Annotated in this window: 19 protein-coding genes; 15 read left to right on the top strand and 4 right to left on the bottom strand. The window is 38.8% G+C overall.

Annotated features, from left to right (window positions below; genetic code table 11):
- Positions 1–119: 119 nt before the first annotated feature.
- Positions 120–1,040 (top strand): alpha/beta hydrolase, encoded by a 921-nt coding sequence (locus QFZ87_RS16815; protein WP_309863663.1) that lies wholly within the window; start codon positions 120–122, stop codon positions 1,038–1,040.
- A gap of 54 nt (positions 1,041–1,094) precedes the next feature.
- Entirely contained in the window at positions 1,095–1,382 is a 288-nt protein-coding gene (locus QFZ87_RS16810) for an HNH endonuclease (protein ID WP_309863661.1), read from the top strand.
- A 29-nt stretch (positions 1,383–1,411) separates the two neighbouring features.
- On the opposite strand, the gene QFZ87_RS16805 is transcribed toward QFZ87_RS16810, so the two are convergent.
- On the bottom strand, positions 1,412–3,496 hold the full coding sequence (locus QFZ87_RS16805) for a metallophosphoesterase family protein (protein WP_309863659.1): 2,085 nt from the start codon (positions 3,494–3,496) through the stop codon (positions 1,412–1,414).
- 223 nt (positions 3,497–3,719) lie between these two features.
- Between QFZ87_RS16805 and QFZ87_RS16800 the strand changes: the two genes are divergently transcribed.
- The gene (locus tag QFZ87_RS16800; protein WP_309863656.1) at positions 3,720–4,217 is read left to right on the top strand and encodes a flavodoxin domain-containing protein; all 498 of its coding nucleotides are present in this window, start codon (positions 3,720–3,722) and stop codon (positions 4,215–4,217) included.
- Between the two features lie 94 nt (positions 4,218–4,311).
- Positions 4,312–5,349 carry an ATP-grasp domain-containing protein gene (locus QFZ87_RS16795; RefSeq protein ID WP_309863654.1) on the top strand — a complete coding sequence of 346 codons (1,038 nt, stop codon included), beginning with the start codon at positions 4,312–4,314 and terminating at the stop codon, positions 5,347–5,349.
- Between the two features lie 46 nt (positions 5,350–5,395).
- On the opposite strand, the gene QFZ87_RS16790 is transcribed toward QFZ87_RS16795, so the two are convergent.
- On the bottom strand, positions 5,396–5,770 hold the full coding sequence (locus tag QFZ87_RS16790; protein WP_309863651.1) for a nucleotide excision repair endonuclease: 375 nt from the start codon (positions 5,768–5,770) through the stop codon (positions 5,396–5,398).
- Between the two features lie 217 nt (positions 5,771–5,987).
- Between QFZ87_RS16790 and QFZ87_RS16785 the strand changes: the two genes are divergently transcribed.
- Positions 5,988–6,383, top strand: a complete 396-nt coding sequence (locus QFZ87_RS16785) for a hypothetical protein (protein ID WP_309863649.1) — start codon at positions 5,988–5,990, stop codon at positions 6,381–6,383.
- A 56-nt stretch (positions 6,384–6,439) separates the two neighbouring features.
- On the opposite strand, the gene QFZ87_RS16780 is transcribed toward QFZ87_RS16785, so the two are convergent.
- Entirely contained in the window at positions 6,440–7,477 is a 1,038-nt protein-coding gene (locus QFZ87_RS16780; protein WP_309867935.1) for a putative glycoside hydrolase, read from the bottom strand.
- A 151-nt stretch (positions 7,478–7,628) separates the two neighbouring features.
- Between QFZ87_RS16780 and QFZ87_RS16775 the strand changes: the two genes are divergently transcribed.
- The 10 genes from QFZ87_RS16775 (at position 7,629) to QFZ87_RS16730 (ending at position 19,315) form a co-directional block, all read left to right on the top strand.
- Positions 7,629–9,113 (top strand): helix-turn-helix domain-containing protein, encoded by a 1,485-nt coding sequence (locus tag QFZ87_RS16775; protein WP_309863647.1) that lies wholly within the window; start codon positions 7,629–7,631, stop codon positions 9,111–9,113.
- 361 nt (positions 9,114–9,474) lie between these two features.
- Entirely contained in the window at positions 9,475–9,657 is a 183-nt protein-coding gene (locus QFZ87_RS16770; RefSeq protein ID WP_309863645.1) for a hypothetical protein, read from the top strand.
- Positions 9,658–9,884: 227 nt separating this feature from the next.
- A complete protein-coding gene (locus tag QFZ87_RS16765; protein ID WP_309863643.1) occupies positions 9,885–10,415 on the top strand; it encodes a hypothetical protein in 531 nt (176 codons plus the stop codon).
- 277 nt (positions 10,416–10,692) lie between these two features.
- Complete coding sequence (hutU, locus tag QFZ87_RS16760; RefSeq protein ID WP_309863641.1) at positions 10,693–12,366, top strand: urocanate hydratase; 1,674 nt, start codon at positions 10,693–10,695, stop codon at positions 12,364–12,366.
- A 25-nt stretch (positions 12,367–12,391) separates the two neighbouring features.
- A complete protein-coding gene (hutI, locus tag QFZ87_RS16755) occupies positions 12,392–13,684 on the top strand; it encodes an imidazolonepropionase (RefSeq protein ID WP_309863639.1) in 1,293 nt (430 codons plus the stop codon).
- Positions 13,662–14,657, top strand: coding sequence for an agmatinase family protein (locus QFZ87_RS16750; RefSeq protein WP_309863637.1), 996 nt, complete (start codon positions 13,662–13,664; stop codon positions 14,655–14,657). Before hutI ends, QFZ87_RS16750 begins: the two co-directional genes overlap by 23 nt.
- A 96-nt stretch (positions 14,658–14,753) precedes the next feature.
- The gene (locus QFZ87_RS16745) at positions 14,754–16,091 is read left to right on the top strand and encodes a YjiH family protein (protein ID WP_396133932.1); all 1,338 of its coding nucleotides are present in this window, start codon (positions 14,754–14,756) and stop codon (positions 16,089–16,091) included.
- 230 nt (positions 16,092–16,321) lie between these two features.
- On the top strand, positions 16,322–17,329 hold the full coding sequence (locus tag QFZ87_RS16740; RefSeq protein ID WP_309863634.1) for a hypothetical protein: 1,008 nt from the start codon (positions 16,322–16,324) through the stop codon (positions 17,327–17,329).
- A gap of 94 nt (positions 17,330–17,423) precedes the next feature.
- On the top strand, positions 17,424–18,539 hold the full coding sequence (locus tag QFZ87_RS16735; RefSeq protein WP_309863631.1) for a glycosyltransferase family 4 protein: 1,116 nt from the start codon (positions 17,424–17,426) through the stop codon (positions 18,537–18,539).
- On the top strand, positions 18,536–19,315 hold the full coding sequence (locus tag QFZ87_RS16730) for a HipA family kinase (RefSeq protein ID WP_309863629.1): 780 nt from the start codon (positions 18,536–18,538) through the stop codon (positions 19,313–19,315). The genes QFZ87_RS16735 and QFZ87_RS16730 overlap by 4 nt, the downstream gene beginning before the upstream one ends.
- A gap of 107 nt (positions 19,316–19,422) precedes the next feature.
- Here QFZ87_RS16730 and QFZ87_RS16725 read toward each other — a convergent pair whose 3' ends face one another.
- A complete protein-coding gene (locus QFZ87_RS16725) occupies positions 19,423–19,878 on the bottom strand; it encodes a hypothetical protein (protein WP_309863627.1) in 456 nt (151 codons plus the stop codon).
- Positions 19,879–19,954 lie beyond the last annotated feature (76 nt).

Here is a 19,954-nt window from a genome sequence, read left to right as displayed (position 1 = left end):
TTACAAAATTTATAATATATAAGCAAAATTGAGGAATCCATTCTTTGTTGTTATTAAAGAGGAAGATTTTTCTAGTATAATGAAACTAGCCACTTTTTATGAAAAAAGGAGTAAACGCCATGCCGAGTTTCCGAAGTTATTTTATCGAAAAAGGAATTAAATGGTCGGTGAAAAGAGCCTTTCGAAAGGAAGTAATTGATAAGGGGATGGACGAAAAGCGACAGATGCTAGATTCAGCTGCCAGGAGGTTAGGAAAACTCCCCGAAGACTGCAGAGTCGAAAAACTTGAAATTGAAGGATTATATGCAGAATGGATTTCTGCAGGCCGAGCAATGGATGGAAAGGTTATTCTTTATTTACACGGAGGCGGTTATGCCTTCTGCTCAGCGAATACTCATCGGCCACTAGCGGCAAGAATTGGGAAAGCAGCAGGTGTAAAGGTTCTGTTCCCTGAATATCGGCTAGCGCCAGAGCATCCATTCCCAGCCGCCATTGAAGATGCGATCAATGTGTACCGATGGCTTATTCGTCAAGGCTATAATTCTAAGGATATTATTTTTGCTGGGGACTCTGCTGGCGGTGGCTTAAGTATAGCCGCAACATTAGTCTTAAGAGACCAAAATGAACCACTGCCAGCTGCAATTGTTTGTCTTTCCCCGTGGGTAGATTTAACAAGCAGTGGGGAAAGTTATAGGAAAAATAAAGAAAAGGATCCTTACTTAAATCTCGGCGGTGTGAGGAAAGCTGCAAGTATGTATGCAGGAGCCGAAGCACTTGATCATCCGCTCATTTCTCCTGTGTTTGCTGATTTCACAGGATTTCCACCTCTGTTTATTCAAGCAGGTAATCATGAAATCCTCCAAAGTGATGCAGAAAAGCTAGCTGCTCAGGCTCGGACTGCCGGTGTGAGGGTATCGTTTAAGGTTTGGGATGGGATGTGGCATGTTTGGCAAATAAGTGGTGATGTATTGCCTGAAGCAAAAAGAGCTATTTATGAAATAGGGGAGTTTGTGAAAAGGACCTTCAGACAAAAGGCTTGAGAGAAAGGTGTCCGAACTTCTGTCAGCTTTGAATGACAAAAAGTAGGTGAAAAGTTGTTTGCACTGTGTGAATTATGTGAGCGAGAAGGTGTTGAGATTACCGAGCACCATTTAATCCCTCGAGAAGAAGGAGGCGGGAAATTAGCAAAAGCTAACCTTTGCATTCCATGCCATAAACAGATCCACGCCTTATACACCAATAAAGAACTGGCCTTACGATTAAATACAATACCAGATTTAAAGAAAGATGAAAAAATTAGTAAATTCATTAAGTGGATCAGAAAACAGCCAGCGACCACCTTGATTAAAACAAAACGATCAAATGATAATCCTAGAAGATAAAAAGTGAAGGTGTAACAAGAACCTTCACTTTATTTGTTTTCTTCAGGTAACTCTTTAATTAAGACATTGGTAATAGAATGAGAGGAAATAGAAACGAGCCCAAGATTGTTGTTCGTTTCAATGATTGACCCCTTTTCTAAAAACTGATAACGTAATTGATCCTTCCACAAAAAAGGCTTGCTATCATCATCCTTGTCATCATGGCTAATGGAATAGGATGTGTCACAAATCCGATAGATATCTTTATTTTTCCTTTTAATAGAATTGAAACCGATCACTCCTTTCATAAGCACGCCCCATACACCAGAAAAGCTCATATTTTTAAAAGGGCTGCTGGTATATTGATGAATGGGCAGGGTCGTTCCACCTGGAAAAGTTACCGTTGCTTTTACCGCGGAAGCATAGTGTACATCACCTGATAAAAAGATACACTCAGAAGGTTCCCATTTTGCTACTTGGTAAAGAAGCTTAGTAAAGCCTTCCCCGTTATATTTCCAAGCTTCAAAATCAAAAGACGTTCTCACCTCTACTCCAATTACCTGGAAAGGATAGACATAATCATGTAAAAACGATTCAATCAGGCCCATCCCGTAAACAGGAGTAGCGGAAACAATCAATAAAGGAGTTTTCGTCTTCCAACTACTAGATAACAGTTTGTTTGATACAGTTGACCATCCTTGGTCGCTTAGTAGCTGGGGACATGCTGTTGTCTCTTTTATGATATGCCCCAATTTTACTAGTTTTGGAGTTGTAGTATATTCCCGTTGTGTACGAGTATCTAAAAATACAGCTTTTGGATGGGTAGGTGCGACAAAATGCCACGAACTTAACTGCCAAAGAATGTTTCCCCATTTTTCATGAGTGAATGGATGAAAGCTTCCTTTCCTGATTGTTTTAAAATACGATTCCATCAACTTGATGAAATTTTGATCAAAGTTATCAGGGTCATTACCCCACCCCTGGAAAGCCCAATACGCTGAAAGACCGTTTGCGATTACATGTCTGCCAAGTGGTGCTTCCGAGACGTTCTTTTTCCATTCTGCTGAAATGTTCCAATCATCAGTTAGGTCATGGTCATCAAAAATCATGTAAGTAGGGATGTTTGCAAGCAGTCTCCTTACTCGATTAAGAGATGCTCGAAAAGACACTAGTGCTTCCTGCTGTTCATTGAATCGATTTAAAAGTTGGTTTCGTTCGAATCGATGATTTTTAGAATCGCCTTTCTCATTAGTAGATACGAAATGAATTAGCTTCCTTTTCTCCAATTCGTCGAAGCTTTCAAAAAAATGATTTGCTTGTGCGATATCCCAAATCTCGGGGCTCCATGACAATAAGTACATTGCAGCAAACTCACCAAATTCAATTAAATGGTTTTGTGCATGTGAAGAGGTGAATTGACAAAAGCTCTCCATAATCAATTGTCTGCCGTTTACCTGATTAAGGGCTGTACAAAATGGTTCTTGCTGCAAGCGTTTTTCCAGGTGATGGAGAGGCTCTCTTTGACCGATTAACTCATTACTAATCTTGGAAATCACACCAAAGAGCGGGTCAGCAACATCATCAGCATAAATTTGGTCTCCCATGAGAAATAGCGAGTCAGGACGGTTCTGGACATTAGCATGATGGTTATCAATAATGGAATCGGCATAAGCAAGAGTATCTTCTCCATCGCCATGCAACTTTCTACATGACCCATAAAAAATATGGCACGAACTCTGACCTCTCTTAATCTGAAAAGTTGGGTATTTGAGATTCCCATAGACAAGGGAGCCTGGATGATTAGGATTAAGTAATTCAAGACTCTCCAAATCATCCAGTCTAGAATCATCATTAAATCTCAAATTATATCCAATTAAGGTATCTGTGGGAAAAGATTCATCTTGGGGGGTAATCTTAATTAAGTAGACAAAAAGTTGTTTGCCGATTTTCACTTTCATCGTCTGACAATTGGTATCAAGTTTATGATAAAGATAGGAATGGGTCTCATTCCCTTTTTCTATTTGAAAAAAATCTGATTCTATTTGAACTTTTTTACTTGTTGCAATCCAAATATAAGCACGGGTCGACTCCACTCGCCGAACAATCGGGCCAGATAAAATCAATGGAAACTGCATTTTTTCCACCTCACATAGTATTGATACTATTTTATTCGGGGATGGAAAAAGACGTTCATTGGTGCCTGACACCATAAATATTTGTCAGTTGTAATAATATTGCCAATATTTAAACGAAGGCGACTAACCAAATGGATTTATAATAGAGGTGATTATATACATCCAGCCTGTCTTCACTATTCATGGCTGGTTTTTTTGTAATGAAAGAAGGAGGAGAATTGACATGAAGACTTTAATTGTTTATTGCTCATCCCATGGGACTACAGAAAAAGCAGTAGGATTATTAAGTGAACACATCGAAGGAGAGATATTATCAGTTGATTTGAAAAGAGAGAAAACCATTTTCGATCTTAACAACTTTGATACCATCATTATCGGCGGTTCGATTCATGCTGGTGCTATTCAAAGAAAAATCAAACAATTTATTCAAAAGCATCATGATGTGCTATTAGAAAAAAATGTAGGACTTTTCCTATGTTGTTTCCGCGAAGGAGAAACGGCCATTCAACAATTCAATGATGCCTTCCCACAGGATTTACGAAAAAATTCTGTAGCCATGGGATTGTTTGGTGGGGAGCTTCTTGTATCTAAAATGAATTTTTTTGAAAGAAAGGTCGTTAAAAAAGTAGATGGAATTACTGCCGACCAATCCCATTTAGATATGGAGGCCATTTACGAATTTGCGACCAGGTTAAATCGATTAAAAAGCTTAGTCTATTAAACCAATCGATATTTCAACATAATAAAACTTATAAAATGACCTCTATTAGCACATAATGGAAAAAGTCTTAACTACAACATGAAAGAGGATTCAGATGAAGATTTGGTTTAATCGATGGTTTACAACAGTATCACATTATATTGATATGATTCGGGCAAACGAGGAAGATCGAAAGTTTATCATATATGGATCACATCCCAATAAGGATGCGCTATATTTACAAAATTGTGATTTTGCCTTCGTCGAACCTGATGTAGCTGGGGATGAATATATTGCCTTTTGTCTTGATTTTTGTCAGACAAATGGAATAAATATCTTCATTCCCCGAAAAGAAAATGTTCGAATTTCTATGCGGCTAGCTGACTTTGAAGCAATAGGGGTGAGAGTGTTAGTTTGCCCCGATGCAAGGTTAATGGAGACAATGGATAATAAAGCAGCTGCCTATAGGGAACTAGCAAAAGGAAGCCCAATCATTTCTATACCTGACTACGAAGTCGTCCATACAGTTGATGAATTTAAGCGGGCATATGCATCATTAAGAGAAAAAGGTCATCAGGTGTGCTTTAAACCGGTAATCGGTGAAGGAGCTAATGGGTTCCGCGTAATTAAGGAACGGATTGATTCGATCAATCAGCTTTTTAATCAAGGAATCGGACATCGAATTTCTTATCACTATGCGTGTGAAATATTAAGCCAGCAAGAAACTTTCCCAGAGTTAATGGTACTCGAGTATTTAGAAGGAAGGGAATATAGTATCGATTGTCTTGCTTCAAATGAAAGGCTGTATGCTGCTGTTCCACGCATGAAAGGGGAAGGACGAGTAAGGGAACTGGTTGAGAGTTTAGAGCTTATCCAAATCGCGCATAAGTTCCATGATGAGTATAAACTGCCTTATGTGTTTAACATCCAGGTAAAATATAACAAAGGAATTCCTAAACTACTTGAAATTAATCCACGAATGAGTGGTGGGATGCATATCAGTTGTTTATCGGGCATCAACTTTCCATTCCTAGCTTTAAAGATTCTATTAGGAGAAAAAGTAGAACCATTGAAGCCACGTTTCGGCATTCGTGCCAGTCATATCGAAAAAGAAATGATACTTAAATATGAAGGTTCAGATAAAGCCCTTTAATAAAAAGAAAAAAGAGCAGGTTGCCTGCTCTTTTCGTGTTTTATCATTACTTATAGAATACCTTATCGATATTGTATTTTGCCTGTAGAGTGTTGATAATAAAGGTTTCATAAATTTCTCTCTCCATAGGGTCTTCGATTACAGAAACGGCAATCTTATACACTTCATGACGGTGGAGTTTAATAGGAGAAACAGTGTCTTCAAAATGGCGTTTCACTCGGGGTCTTAACTTTCTAGCCTTACCCACGAATAATAACTCATCATTGGCGTTAAAAAATAAGATAATACCGCCTTTATCCCGTGGGATTTTATTGTAATCTGTAAATCCATACTCACTACTAATTGGTGCTTCTACTTTTTCACCAACCTGATGATTCTTTGTAATCACTATATCCGGATTTGGTATTTCAATTTTAATCATAAAAAAATTCGCTCCCTGCTTAAAATAACGGTCATTCCGTTTTGCTAACAGCTTATTATAGCATAACCTACCATTTTTATATTGTCTTTCTTAATTTAACCAAATTTGTTTAATCGTATAAGGCTTTAGGTTTTTTCTATATGTTGTTTTTGTTATATAGTTTAATATGTGATAAATTTAAAAAAATTAATAAAAACGATTAGGTGGAATAATTAACGTGAAATTTTTAGTAAAAACCCAAGTTCTTGCCATTATTTTCTCTATTTTGTGGGCTTTGTATGTAAATCTATTAGCCTTTTTTGATCAACCGGAACGCGGGCTTGAATATATAAACTATTTTGTTTATGGGTTTGCGATGCTACTAGGAATTATTTATTTTCTATTAACCAAGTATATAATTGGTCGAAAATGGCTTGCACTTCCATTGATTTTGATTCCATTTTTCATAATATACCAACCCGCCGTCCTAAATTTTCTTTTAAAAATGATAAAAGAGGGGAAGGGAGACATCATTCATTTTCTTTGGCTGTCGACTGGAACCGTTCACCTAATGGCACTCATTTTCGGTTTAGCCTTTGGAATTTTGTTTTCGAGACCAGAGTTAAATCGTTAAACTTTTAAAAAAGTAAAGGACAAATACCTGTCAGTAGGTATTTGTCCTTCTTTAATTTAAGGTGTGTAGTCAACATTTGCTGTGTAGTTATTGGCAGCATTCCAAAGGAGAAATTCTTGGATTCCTTGCGCATGCAAAGCCCGTATTTGATCTTCAATTTCCTGCTTACCATAAACTTTATAATTTCCTTTCCCAAGCCAAGTAGCGGTGAAATCCTGGAGCCATGGCCTAGACGTTGGTGGGGAGGCCAGTAATTTCAATCGTGCCTTCTCAACTTTCGCATACTCTTCAACCAACCGATAGGGCTCTAAATCGGGCTTAGCAATTCCAAAATTCCCAGTCCAATGGCTTGGATAGATCATGGCAGAAATAACATCTACATGTTCAGCGATTTTAGAAAAGTTTTGCCCAATCCCTGGGGCTTCAGGAATCACCGTCGCATTCCCAAAGGTATCAACAGACATTTTAACCTTATAAGGATATAATTTTTCCCTTGCGTATTGAACAAAACTTGTTACAGCTGCAACCCGGTTACTCCCTTCTTTTTTACCCATATAAGAAAGGGGCTTCTCAAGCGTTTCAAACTTCTCAGGAAATCTTACGTAATCAAATTGGATTTCCTTAAAGCCTAGGTTGACTGCTTCAATGGCCATCCCAATATTATAATCCCACACTTCTGTTCGAAATGGATTGGTAAACGAATCTCCACGTGAGTTCTTCCAAATTCCCTTAGATGTCTGAAAACTCCAGTCTGGGTGGGCTTGAGCAAGGACATTATCTTTAAAAACAACAATTCTCGCGATAGGATAAATTTGGTGCTTTTTTAACTTCTGAATAAGTGCTTTTGGGTTTTTAATATATGGTTGACTAGCAGCGTAATAGGGTGAATTTTTTGCGGGAATAAAAGTCAGATTGCCATGATCATCCTTTATATCAATGACCATTGCATTTAAATCGGTCTGGTCGACGAGGTTCAGTAACTTATTAAACTGAGGACCATTCGTGTTTGATGCTTTTACATATATGCCTCTTATGGGCTCTTTTTGTTTCTGACTACTAGCTAAAACCAAATGATCGCTAAAGCAAGTAAACATAAGGACTATTAAAATAATTACTTTTTTCACATACTCACCCCTCAGATTTTTTATTATGGTTTACATAGGATAAGGAAATGATTCTTATCTATTCATATTAAAATAGTGTACACTGAAAGGGACATAGCAGTTTAGAAGGGACGATCGTGGAGTGGAAGGAAAGTGGCTGATTGCCGATCGGGATTTAAATGAGAGAGAAGGGCTAAAATGGCTGTTGAAAACCTCTTCAATCCCCGTAACTGACATTACGTTAGCATCCGATTTTCAGGAGTTTATTCTAAAATTCGAAAAAGAATGTCCTGATATTGTTTTAATGGAGCTTGATATGATTAGTAAAGAGGAATGGTCAACCTTTCGTGAGTTAATGCAAATCTATGATCCCATTTTACTTTTAACCAGTGCGGAAGCGACGTTTGAAAGGGCACGAATGGCGATTGATATGCAGGCTCTAGACTTAATGATCAAACCTTTTTCAACAACAAAAGTAAAAACATCCTTTCAAAAAGCTTCAAGAAATTTAGGTAGAAACACTCCCTTTATTACTGGGGCAAAAATCTATAAGGATCTTTCATATGAAGCGTTATTTTTACCACAAGTATTGGGCACAGAAAACTATCATTTAGCTGCTTTTCAGTCTGAAAGCGTGGAAATGATTAGCACACTGCATTCCTTTTTAACAGACTATCCATTTAATGAATTGCATGGAAGCTTTGCATTAACGGACATGGTGATTCTACTGTTCAAAGAAAAGTGCCAAAATAGTAGCGAGCAATGTCAGAAGGCAATGAGAAAGTGGGAAGAGGAATTCTCAGATCCACTTGCAATCGTTATATTTAATGATTGGAACTCAACTAAATCATTGAACCAAAAGTACTTGGAAACTCGAAAAATGCTTGAGTTTACATATTATAAAGGATATCGGCAGTTAGTAGAGTTTGAGCATTCACTAAACTGGGTTCATATGGATCCCTTCTTAGATCCGCCTGAGCAGCGAGACTGGGTGGACATGCTTACAGCTTTAGATATAGAAAATATAAAAAAGTGGTTATATGATGAATTTCTTCTATTAAAAGAACCCTATCCTGACCCGGGTTTAGTCCGTATCCGACTAACGAGTATTCTTGCTCAAATACGACGGTATATGAAGACGTACCAGTTAAATGAAGATTCAATTTATGAGATGGAGTACCGTACTATTTTCAATTCAATTCTATATGATACTGTTCTCTATCGAACGGTCCAAAATCTAATCTTGTTTATTCAAAAAATATTCCATGGGGCAGAAACAATTGTTCAAAGCCAAAAACAAGATCCGATTGAACGTGGGATTGCATTTATGAAGAATCATTTTTCCAACAGCAACCTCAGGCTCGATGATGTAGCCAATTATGTGGATCGAAATCCATCCTATCTCAGTCATTTATTTATTACCAAAACGGGCTCCAGCTTTACTGAGGTGTTGGGAGGAATCAGGTTAAAGGAAGCGAAGCGGCTATTAATCGAAACACGAAAGCCAGTCAAAGAAATTGCCATTCTTGTAGGCTATCAAAATGCGAATTATTTTAGCCGAATGTTCCGTGAAGCCTATGATATGACTCCAAGAGAATTTCGTATGCAAAAAATGAATAAGATGTAAAAAGGAGATCCGGTTTTCGAATAACGGGTTCCCTTCAAGGGGAGTTTTAATTAGAATAGCAGTAAAAATAGCAGTAAAAATAGCAGACCATTTCGAAGTAAGCGAAGTGGTCTATTTTGTTGATATATAGTCTTTTTAACGAGAACTCCTTATAAAATTGCACTAATTTCAGCGTAGAAAATAACAGTGTACAATGGTTTATGTACACACTGTTTATGGTGCGTTTTTGTATGCTAAATTTACAGTGAAAAAGGAGCCTTTAAAGTATCAAAATTGAGGGTATTTTATATTTACGATAAAGGAATATAGAGTGGTACAATTAGTAAAAAAGGGTGTGATAGATGTGGTAATTCAATCAAATATGTCTTCGAAATCCATTGTTGAAGTTTGGGAAAACACAGTAGATACCTTTAAAAAATATAACGTTCCAATCTCTGAAAAAACATTGGATACATTAGTGCAAGATTCGTCTCTTCCTGCCCTGTTATCGGAATTAAATAATGTAGTAGGCAGTTCAAGTGCTACTTGTATTGAAGGCGGCTGACAAATGCCATCTAAAAAGGAGTAGGGTACTCCTAATAAACTGAAATAAATGTTAAAAGAGCATCTAAAATGATGCTCTTTTTTGATGACGTTTATGCTGTTTTATTTGTGTTTTACGTTGCTAAATTAGGGGAGATAATGAATGTTTTTTTGTAAAAACTCCCCCTCAAGAGAACCCGTTAGTTTTCGAACTGGGTCTTTTTTGTTTTTAGGATTATTTTTGAAAAGATGGTTGATAAGTCTTACATTGAATTAATCCGTCAAATGTATATTAGGTTTGGACAGACTAACGGTAAAACAAGCCAACACAGTCAGAAGTTGGGTCATCTTTGGACAGACTTAGGCTTGGAAACACCAACACTGTCAGAAGTTGACTCATCATTGGACAGAATCGGGGTTAGAAACACCAACACTGTCAGAAGTTGGATTATCTTTGGACAGACTCAGGCTTGGAAACACCAACACTGTCAGAAGATGGCTCATCTTTGGACAGACTCGGAGTTAGAAACACCAACACTGTCAGAAGTTGGATTATCTTTGGACAGACTCAGGCTTGGAAACATCAACACTGTCAGAAGATGGCTCATCTTTGGACAGACTCGGTTTTGGAAACACCAACACTGTCAGAAGTTGACTCATCTTTGGACAGACTCGGGGTTAGAAACACCAACACTGTCAGAAGTTGGATTATCTTTGGACAGACTCAGGGTTGGAAACATCAACACAGTCAGAAGATGGCTCATCTTTGGACCGACTTAGGCATGGAAACACCAACATAGTCAAAGTAGATGGCGGTTTAAACAGCGTATCCGTGTTTCTACTAAGATTATTTGATTTCCAGCAACATATATTCAATTAATTGAATCTAAAAAAAATACAACTAACTAAAAATATTATAGTTTATTAAAATGGTTGTACGAAAATATCTATCTTTAAAATAAAAATAATATCCTTCATCCAAAGCTTTAGTCGTATTTTTCAGAAGATTATATTTTTATAATATAAGTAGAATGAAAAGAAAAGGGGAGTGGGATGAATGGAAACAAATACAGCGAAATCAAGAGTAATAAAAAATTATAAAGGGACGGAATTACACGCTAAGGGCTGGATTCAAGAGGCAGCACTTCGCATGTTAATGAATAACCTTGACCAGGATGTCGCTGAGAGACCAGAGGATTTAGTCGTTTATGGTGGAATAGGAAAAGCAGCACGGAATTGGGAATCTTATGATGCAATCGTAAAAACATTGCTTGAATTAGAAAATGATGAAACCTTGTTAATTCAATCTGGAAAACCAGTAGCTGTATTTAAATCTCATAAGGATGCGCCGCGTGTCCTGCTCGCAAACTCCAACCTTGTTCCTGCATGGGCAAATTGGGAGCATTTCCATGAACTTGATAAAAAAGGTCTGATGATGTACGGACAAATGACAGCAGGAAGCTGGATTTATATCGGAAGCCAGGGAATTGTTCAGGGAACATATGAAACGTTTGCTGAACTTGCACGACAATCCTTCGCGGGAACTTTAAAACATACAATTACTTTAACAGCAGGACTTGGCGGAATGGGCGGAGCTCAACCGTTAGCTGTCACAATGAATGATGGCGTGTGCTTGGCTATTGATGTGGATGAAACAAGAATCGACCGTCGATTGGAAACAGCTTATCTAGATGTTAAAACAAAGGACCTGGATGAAGCCTTAAAAATGGCACATGAAGCGAAAGCGGAAGGAAGAGCGATATCGATTGGTTTACTGGGCAATGCAGCTGAAATTCTTCCAATCATGATTGAAAAAGGTTTTAATCCAGATGTGTTAACAGACCAAACCTCTGCACATGATCCATTAAATGGCTATGTACCAGTGGGCTTTACCTTAGAGGAAGCAGCAGCACTAAGAAAAGCAGAGCCAGCGAAATATGTGAAGCTTGCTAAACAAAGCATGGCACTCCATGTAAAAGCCATGTTGAAAATGCAAGAGAAAGGTGCAGTAACGTTTGATTATGGTAATAATATTCGTCAGGTAGCAAAGGATGAAGGGGTAGAAAATGCATTTGATTTCCCTGGTTTCGTACCTGCGTATATTCGACCACTTTTCTGCGAAGGAAAAGGTCCTTTCCGCTGGGCGGCATTATCAGGAGATCCAGAAGATATTCGTAAAATTGACGAAGCACTACTTCGCGAGTTCAAGGATGATGAGCACCTCTGTAAATGGGTAAAGATGGCACAGGAAAAAATCAGCTTCCAAGGACTACCGGCTCGTATCTGCTGGCTTGGATATGGAGACAGAGCACGCTTTGGAAAAGTGATTAACGATATGGTCGCTTCAGGTGAAGTATCAGCACCAATCGTTATTGGCCGCGACCACTTGGATGCAGGTTCAGTTGCATCACCAAATCGTGAAACAGAAGCAATGAGAGACGGTAGTGATGCGGTTTCCGACTGGCCGATTTTAAATGCCATGATCAATGCAGTCGGTGGGGCTAGCTGGGTTTCACTTCATCACGGCGGCGGTGTTGGAATGGGGTATTCTCAGCATTCCGGTATGGTAATTGTAGCAGATGGAACAAAGGATGCAGAAATCCGTCTTCAAAGGGTACTTACGACAGATCCTGGTATGGGTGTGGTTCGCCACGCAGATGCTGGCTATGAGCTTGCCATTACAACGGCAAAGGAAAAAGGCATTAAAATGCCAATGCTGCAGCAGGACTAATTCAGAGACTGAGAGGATGATAGATTTGAGTAAAGCAGTTTTTATCAGAAATGCTTCTCAGCTCGTGACATTACAGGGGAGTTCTTCAGCTCCCCTTGTAAAAGAAGCGATGTCTGAGCTAGGCATTATCGAGAACGGAAGCGTGTGGATCGAAAACGGAGTGATTCAGGCTATTGGGAAAGATGAAGAACTAATCAAAACGTTTGCTGGTCGAATGCATGAAGCCGAAATAGTGGATGCAAGTGGCAAGCTGGTAACTCCGGGACTCGTCGATCCACATACACATCTTGTTTTTGCAGGAAGTAGAGAGAATGAATTCAATATGCGCTTGCAAGGGGCAACATACATGGAAATCATGAATGCAGGTGGTGGAATTCATGCAACTACAAGACGAACACAATCTGCCACACATGAAGAGCTTTATCAAGAGAGCTTTGAACGTTTAAATCAATTTTTGCGTCACGGGGTTACAACAGTGGAAGCGAAAAGCGGCTACGGAATGGAATGGGAAACCGAGCTGAAACAGCTAGAAGTGGCTAAACAGTTGAATGAGCATCATGTGATTGATGTGGTAGCCACGTTTATGGGCGCTCATGCCGTTCCAAAGGAGTATAAACAAGATCCAGAAGGGTTTGTTCGTTTATTAATGGAAGAAATGATCCCAAAGGTGGCAGAGCTGGGACTTGCTGAATTTAATGATGTATTTTGTGAACATGGGGTGTTTACACCAGAACAATCACGCAAGATCCTTGAGGCAGGTAAGCGCTATGGGTTAATTCCTAAAATCCATGCGGATGAAATTGAGCCCTATGAGGGAGCTGAACTTGCAGCAGAAGTGGGGGCAATTTCGGCAGACCATTTATTAAGAGCATCAGAAAAGGGCATGAAGGCGATGGCGGATAAAGGCGTCGTCGGAGTGTTACTGCCAGGAACAGCCTATTTCTTAATGGCGGAATCTGCTAACGGGCGAAAAATGATTGATCTTGGTGTCCCTGTGGCACTGTCGACAGATTGCAACCCGGGTTCATCACCAACGGTTTCTTTGCCTTTTATTATGAATCTTGGATGCTTGAAAATGGAGATGACACCTGCAGAGGTAATCACAGCGGCAACGATTAATGCGGCACATGCTATTAATCGTGGAAGAGAGATTGGGAGTTTAGAGGTAGGTAAAAGAGGGGATGTAACCATATTTAATGTGGAGAATTATATGAAACTTCAATACTCCTATGGTGTGAACCACACAGAAACAGTTGTGAAAAATGGTCAGGTGGTTGTTAAGGGAGGGCAATTAGTTGAAAAGCTTTCTTTATCCTAAATTGAATCCGCCAAGCTTTACTTGGGTAAGACCAGATAACGGAGACAGAGTGGAGAAGGTTCATGAGTGGATTCAACCGCTGACTGCAGACTCGGATCCTGAAAAATGCAAGGACGCCGATTTTGTAATAGTCGGAGTACCGCTTTCCCGTTCCTCAATTAGTGCGTCAGGAGCATCTGAATTTCCAGATGCTTTCAGGCGTTTATGGAAAGGCTTTACTACCTATAATCTTGATGAAGATATAGATCTGTCTGAAATGATGGCGATAGATGTAGGGGATGTTCCTATGCATGTCACTGATATCCGCAAATGCCATGACAACATCATTGCGGCTTCTACTGCACTAAATCAGCATTTCGGTACATCCAAAGTGTGTGCCATTGGCGGCGATCATTCGATTACAGCAATGATGGTAAAGGGTCTCCATCAAGCTAATCCGCAGAAAAAAATAGGCATCCTCCAGTTTGATACCCATTTCGATTTAAGGGATCTAACTGATAATGGGCCGTCTAATGGGACACCGATGAGGAACCTGATTGAGAGTGGGACGGTAGAGCCTAGTAATATGTACAATATCGGTCTTCATGGTTTTTTTAACACGAAAGACTTGAAGCAGTATGCCGATGAAAAAGGAGTTAACTATTTCACACTTCGTCAAGCACGAAAAAAAGGGATAGAAGAAACGGTCCGCTACTGTTTACAGGAATTAGAAGCCAAGGTTGACACAATTTACTTAACGGTTGATATGGATGTTCTAGATATTGCCTACGCACCAGGAGTACCAGCATCAACGCCTGGCGGGATGACAACAGCAGAACTACTAGAAGGGGTACTACTAGCTGCCAAACATCCAAAAGTAAACAACATGGACATCGTCTGCCTTGACCCACTTAAAGACACCCAAGTTCAACCAACAGTCAAACTCGGCACACACATATTCTTAACCTTTCTAACAGGTGTAATGTTGCGATAGGTGTTAGGCACCAAAAAGAACTTTCGGTGCCTGACACCACAAAAGCCACTTTGGAGTGATTTGAATAAAGGGTAATTAGTATAAGGGGGATGGATAATGGAAAATCAGACTGTAGTGAATGCGAAGCAACCAGAGTTACAGAATAGCAATATGATGAATATGGTAAAGTTTTTTGTTTTCAGTGCAATTGGTATTTTTGTATTTTTTATACCGATTACTTTAAACGGGAAATCCTCGATTATGCTCGACCATTTTGTTTCGGCTATTCAATTAGCAGTTCCTAGTGTTTTACCTTATTATGCACTTTTAGTAATTTTATTAGGGGCAGTGTATCCGTTTTATAAGAAGACATGGAATAAGGATACGGTAACGCTAGTATTTTCCATCTTGAAGATTCTAGGTTTTGTTGCAGGGGCAATGTTCGTTTTTAATGTAGGTCCAACATGGTTTTTTAGTCCGGATATGGCCCCCTTCCTTTATAATAAGCTAGTCATTTCTGTAGGTTTGTTAGTCCCAATCGGCTCTGTATTTCTTGCCTTATTAGTAGGGTATGGTTTGCTTGAATTTATCGGAATATTCATGCAACCAGTCATGCGTCCGATATGGAAAACGCCAGGAAGATCAGCTATTGATGCGGTTGCTTCGTTTGTAGGTAGCTATTCTATCGGTCTATTGATTACGAATCGTGTATTCAAAGAAGGAAAATATTCCATCAAAGAAGCAGCCGTTATTGCTACAGGATTTTCCACTGTTTCAGCGACATTTATGATTGTCGTAGCAAAAACACTAAATTTGATGGACATGTGGAATGCTTATTTTTGGATCACGCTGGTAGTTACATTTATCGTTACCGCCATTACAGTTCGAATCTGGCCATTATCAAAAATGAGTGATTCCTACTATCAGGAGATGGAAGGCGATCAAGAGGTCATCATAAAAAAAGATCGCGTGAAAACGGCTTGGAAAGAAGCCATGATTACAGCAAATGAATCACCGAGCTTTGGTAAAAATATATGGGAAAATCTAAAAGATGGTTTTGTCATGACAATGGGGATTTTACCTTCCATCATGTCGGTTGGGTTACTCGGTTTGATCTTGGCAGAGTTTACGCCTGTATTTGACTGGCTAGGATATATTTTCTATCCATTTACAGCACTTGTCCAGCTACCTGACCCTATGCTAGCAGCTAAGGCTAGTGCAGTGGGCATTGCAGAAATGTTTTTACCTGCCCTGTTAGTGACCAAAGCAGCTGTCGTAACAAAATTTGTTATCGCTGTTGTATCTGTCTCATCCATTATCTTCTTCTCAGCAGTGGTACCATGTATTTTATCAACAGAGATTCCACTCACAATTGGAAAACTGGTAGTTATCTGGTTTGAAAGAGTGGTACTAACCATATTAATCACAGCACCGCTAGCCTATTTACTTCTTTAGGATTGGAAAACGAAAATGATGGTGCCTGACACCACAAAAAGACATTCCGGTCATTTTGTCCGTCTCCAGTGGACAGATAGTTCCGCCAGCTTATGCTGGCGGATTTTTTTGTTCATTTTTATTTCTTCTGGACGGTAGCCTGTACATTTTAAGTCCTACTTGAATTAACTATAATAGGCGTTACTGCTTATGGTTATATTTCTATTAGTTTTTTAAAAGGAGGGGAAATAATGGATATTAATCAATTGAATGAATGGATGAAACAAATTGAAGTGAAAAATCTGATCAATGCTGACGTTGAAGTTGTAAATAATTCACCATTAGTTATGCTTGGGAAAGGACGGCAGGGAGCCGTTTTTCAAATTTCCGAAGATATTTGTGTAAAAGTATTTGGAAACCAAGAAGATTGCGACCGCGAACACTATGCCTTATCCTTAGGCCAGCAGACGAATCTATTTCCAAAGATTCATGCGAAAGGACCACTTTATATCGCAATGGATATTATTAGAGGGGTAGATGTACGTGAATATCTTCAATCTCAACCACTAACTGAAGAACTATCAGCAAAGCTAATTGACATGTTAATCACCTTTAAAACAATCGGGTATGAACGGATTGATCATCATAAAAGGCAAATATATATCCAGCCAGATGGTAATTTGAAAGTGATTGATGTGGCAAGGACGGTATGGCGTGACAGGGTGTATCCATATCCAAGGAAATTATTAAATTCCTTAGGAGACGAAAATAAGGCAATTTTCTTGGCCCATGTTCAAGAAATGGCTCCTGAGTTATATCAGGAATGGCTCCACTACATTCGTATGGAAGAGTTATCCCATCAAATTTATCAAATACTACTTCCTCAAAAACCAAACAAAGAAACAGTAAAGAATCTGAGCAAAAAGCTGTTAACAACAGAAGATGAAGAAAAATATGTTCTTCAGCTACAGGGATTGGTTCAAAAGGTGTTTAAAGAGGAATGGGTCAAAACGATGCTTGCACGTGGGAAGGACCCTGAAGCTGTAATGGAAAAAATAGATAAGTATTGGGATGAACTTGAACAATCTCGAGTGCAGGAACAGTATAGAGGAATGAAACGATTTGAGGGAGAAATAAGCCGAAATGATGGTAAACACCGTGATAAAGATAAAAAACGCGATCAGCACCGACGATTTGAAGGAGAAAGGTATGATTGGGATTCTCGCGGTAAAAAGAACAAAAAAGGCAGGAAAAAATAGAATTCTACAACATTATTGTTGAAGTATAAAGACACTGTCTAAAGTAAGGCATATTTCTGAGGAGGACCCTAAATACTAACAAGGAGAAAGCTAAATGAAAGTACTAGTAATCTGGCGGCTACTCACTGTTGGCGGAGTAAATGCTGGATGGCGAAATCGCTCAGTCTATTTCAAGAAACATGGCATTGATACTGAATTCCTTTATACAACAGATCATGGCGGGCTCCATATCATGCAGGACATTGCTCCTGTCTATTTAACAAAAGATGAAAAAGAAATTAAAAAAATCATTCAAGATCACGCTTATGACGCCGTCATTATTGTTGATACGGGTGCTGCCTACAAATGGCTTCGAAAAGCTAACTTTCAAGGCCCAGTTATTGTGGAAGCACGCACTCCAGAATTAATCAAGCTTACCCCTCACGTAAAATCGTTTAAAGGAATTCAGCCAGAATTAATGATTGTTCCCTCTCAATATCAACAGCGGTTAGTCTCCATCTTAACAAACAATGTCCCCATTGAAGTAATATACAATGGCGTAGATACCACCTTTTTCCGAGCATTACCAACCAATGAAATTGATTTCAATAGTGCACCTGTACTTCCAAAAGATAAAAAGATTATCGGATGGATTGGCAGATTGGACAAACGTAAAAACTGGCCGATGCTGATTGAAGTGGCAAAAAAAATAAAAAGTGAACGCGAGGATATTGAAATTTGGGTAATCGGTGGCGCACAAAGTGTACAGCGAGAAGAATTTGCAGCCGCTTGGCGGGAAGAAAAGCTCACAGATATCATTAAATGGTTTCCTGTCATTCCTTATCAGCAAATGCCTCATGTTTATGCGAAAATTCGTCAATCTGGCGGATGTACGCTTGCAACTACAAAATCAGAATCCTTCGGAAATACTTTTATTGAATCAATGACCTGCGGTGTACCCGTTGTGGCCTCTAGAATGATGCCTGTAACTGAATTAGTAGTGGATGGGGAAACAGGCTTACTTTATCGTGGACAAAATGTCGATGATGCCGTTAATCAAATATACGGAATCATCGATCACCCGGACCGTTATCAACAGATGTCTCAGGCAGCAATCAATCGAGTGCAACAGAATTTTTCTATTCAAATAGTAGCAGATGCATATGTTGATTTATTGAAAAAAATTGTCCAAAAGGACGTAGAGGCAGACGGGGAGGTGGGTCTGCCATGATTACCCCAATTGCCTATCAAAAAACATTGGAAGGGAAATCAAATGCCCATTTAATTACTTTCAATGATGGAAATGACTATGTGGTAAAGTTCTTTCAGCCTGGGTATGAAAGAACGTTACCAAATGAATGGGTGGCATATTGTCTAGCCAGATACCTCGGGCTCCCAGTTCCCTTTGCCCGCTTAGTAGAAATACCACAGGAATTTATTTCTCAGGTCCCAGAACTGAGCGTTATGCAGCAAACTCAGTTTCAATTCGCATCATTATATGTCCCTGATTGTTTGGATGGACATCAAACGCCAAATATTTCCGGAATCCATAATGATCAGTCATTAGCCGGAGTCATTTTATTTGATTACTGGTTATGCAACCGCGACCGGACTCGCAAAAACATTATCTTGTGTGAAGAAGTAAATGAAACATACCACTTATGGATCATTGATCATGCGGAGATATTCGAATCTTACAATTGGAACGAGAATGATTTAGATAATCTGTCTGAGCAACTTCTGAAAAGTGCCACACACCAAATCATGGCGAAATTTATTGAATCCGAAGATAGTTTTACAAACTATATGGAACTGATTCAAACCATTCCCATTTTTTTAATCGAGGAAATTATATCAATGATACCAGATGATTGGATTGTTTCTAAGGAGGAAAAAAAGGCAATGGTTAGCGCCTTAGTAACAAGACGTAAGAACATCCTTCCACACCTCATGCAGCGATTTTTGAAAAAAATTTATCGGCCGTTACATGATAATGAAAAGACATAATCGAAAAAGTGGTAGCGGCCACTTTTTTTTCGTAGAAAAAAACCTTGATTTCTCAAGGCTTTGTGTGATTTCAGTATTGGAAGTTTAATAGATTGTTAAAGAGTGCACTATTCCTTCTCTTTTTTCTTCTTTTTGTCTTTGTCCTTCTCTTTTTTCTTTTTTTCAGACTCTGAAAGTTGATTAATTAGTTTATCATTTTGTTCTTTTAAATCAGCCAGTTCTGCTCGAACCTCAGCTTCAAAGCTTTCGATATAATTTGATAGGTCTGCTTCAATTGCAAATAAATGATTAGCAATTTTAGTACGAAGATCAGGCTCATGATTCTCTAGTTCAGTTTGTACCTCTTTCACTTCAGTAAGGTTTTCTTGTTGTTCATTATTTACTTCAGCTGATACTTCAGTTTGTTCCACTAGTTCCTCTACTGCTGTTGTTGAAGGTAATGATTCAGTTTGGTTTAGTGCCTTCAAAAGCTCTTCTTTCAGTAAATTGTTCACAGATTGCAAAAAGGAGTCTATATCAAATGTGTTTTCTTGAATATTTTTATTTTTATTTTTTTTACCCATTATTCTACCCACCTTTTTATTTTTTTTTAGGCTCTGTTAAACTTGCCTGTTGATTTCCGCTCCAGGCACTTCGCTT

The sequence above is a fragment of the Bacillus sp. SLBN-46 genome, from assembly GCF_031453555.1.
GTDB lineage: Bacteria > Bacillota > Bacilli > Bacillales > Cytobacillaceae > Neobacillus.
The sequence above is the reverse complement of the archived record's forward strand: the minus strand, read 5'-3'. Positions and strand labels throughout refer to the sequence as shown.

What these genes read in the sequence shown, in the direction of transcription:
- QFZ87_RS16725 (WP_309863627.1), bottom strand. Translation starts at nt 19,878, where the DNA reads ATGGGTAAAAAAAATAAAAATAAAAATATTCAAGAAAACACATTTGAT.
- hutU (WP_309863641.1), top strand. Translation starts at nt 10,693, where the DNA reads ATGGAAACAAATACAGCGAAATCAAGAGTAATAAAAAATTATAAAGGG.
- QFZ87_RS16735 (WP_309863631.1), top strand. Translation starts at nt 17,424, where the DNA reads ATGAAAGTACTAGTAATCTGGCGGCTACTCACTGTTGGCGGAGTAAAT.
- QFZ87_RS16745 (WP_396133932.1), top strand. Translation starts at nt 14,754, where the DNA reads ATGGAAAATCAGACTGTAGTGAATGCGAAGCAACCAGAGTTACAGAAT.
- QFZ87_RS16765 (WP_309863643.1), top strand. Translation starts at nt 9,885, where the DNA reads ATGGTTGATAAGTCTTACATTGAATTAATCCGTCAAATGTATATTAGG.
- QFZ87_RS16815 (WP_309863663.1), top strand. Translation starts at nt 120, where the DNA reads ATGCCGAGTTTCCGAAGTTATTTTATCGAAAAAGGAATTAAATGGTCG.
- QFZ87_RS16790 (WP_309863651.1), bottom strand. Translation starts at nt 5,770, where the DNA reads ATGATTAAAATTGAAATACCAAATCCGGATATAGTGATTACAAAGAAT.
- QFZ87_RS16805 (WP_309863659.1), bottom strand. Translation starts at nt 3,496, where the DNA reads ATGCAGTTTCCATTGATTTTATCTGGCCCGATTGTTCGGCGAGTGGAG.
- QFZ87_RS16730 (WP_309863629.1), top strand. Translation starts at nt 18,536, where the DNA reads ATGATTACCCCAATTGCCTATCAAAAAACATTGGAAGGGAAATCAAAT.
- QFZ87_RS16780 (WP_309867935.1), bottom strand. Translation starts at nt 7,477, where the DNA reads ATGTTTACTTGCTTTAGCGATCATTTGGTTTTAGCTAGTAGTCAGAAA.
- QFZ87_RS16770 (WP_309863645.1), top strand. Translation starts at nt 9,475, where the DNA reads ATGTCTTCGAAATCCATTGTTGAAGTTTGGGAAAACACAGTAGATACC.
- QFZ87_RS16795 (WP_309863654.1), top strand. Translation starts at nt 4,312, where the DNA reads ATGAAGATTTGGTTTAATCGATGGTTTACAACAGTATCACATTATATT.
- QFZ87_RS16800 (WP_309863656.1), top strand. Translation starts at nt 3,720, where the DNA reads ATGAAGACTTTAATTGTTTATTGCTCATCCCATGGGACTACAGAAAAA.
- QFZ87_RS16740 (WP_309863634.1), top strand. Translation starts at nt 16,322, where the DNA reads ATGGATATTAATCAATTGAATGAATGGATGAAACAAATTGAAGTGAAA.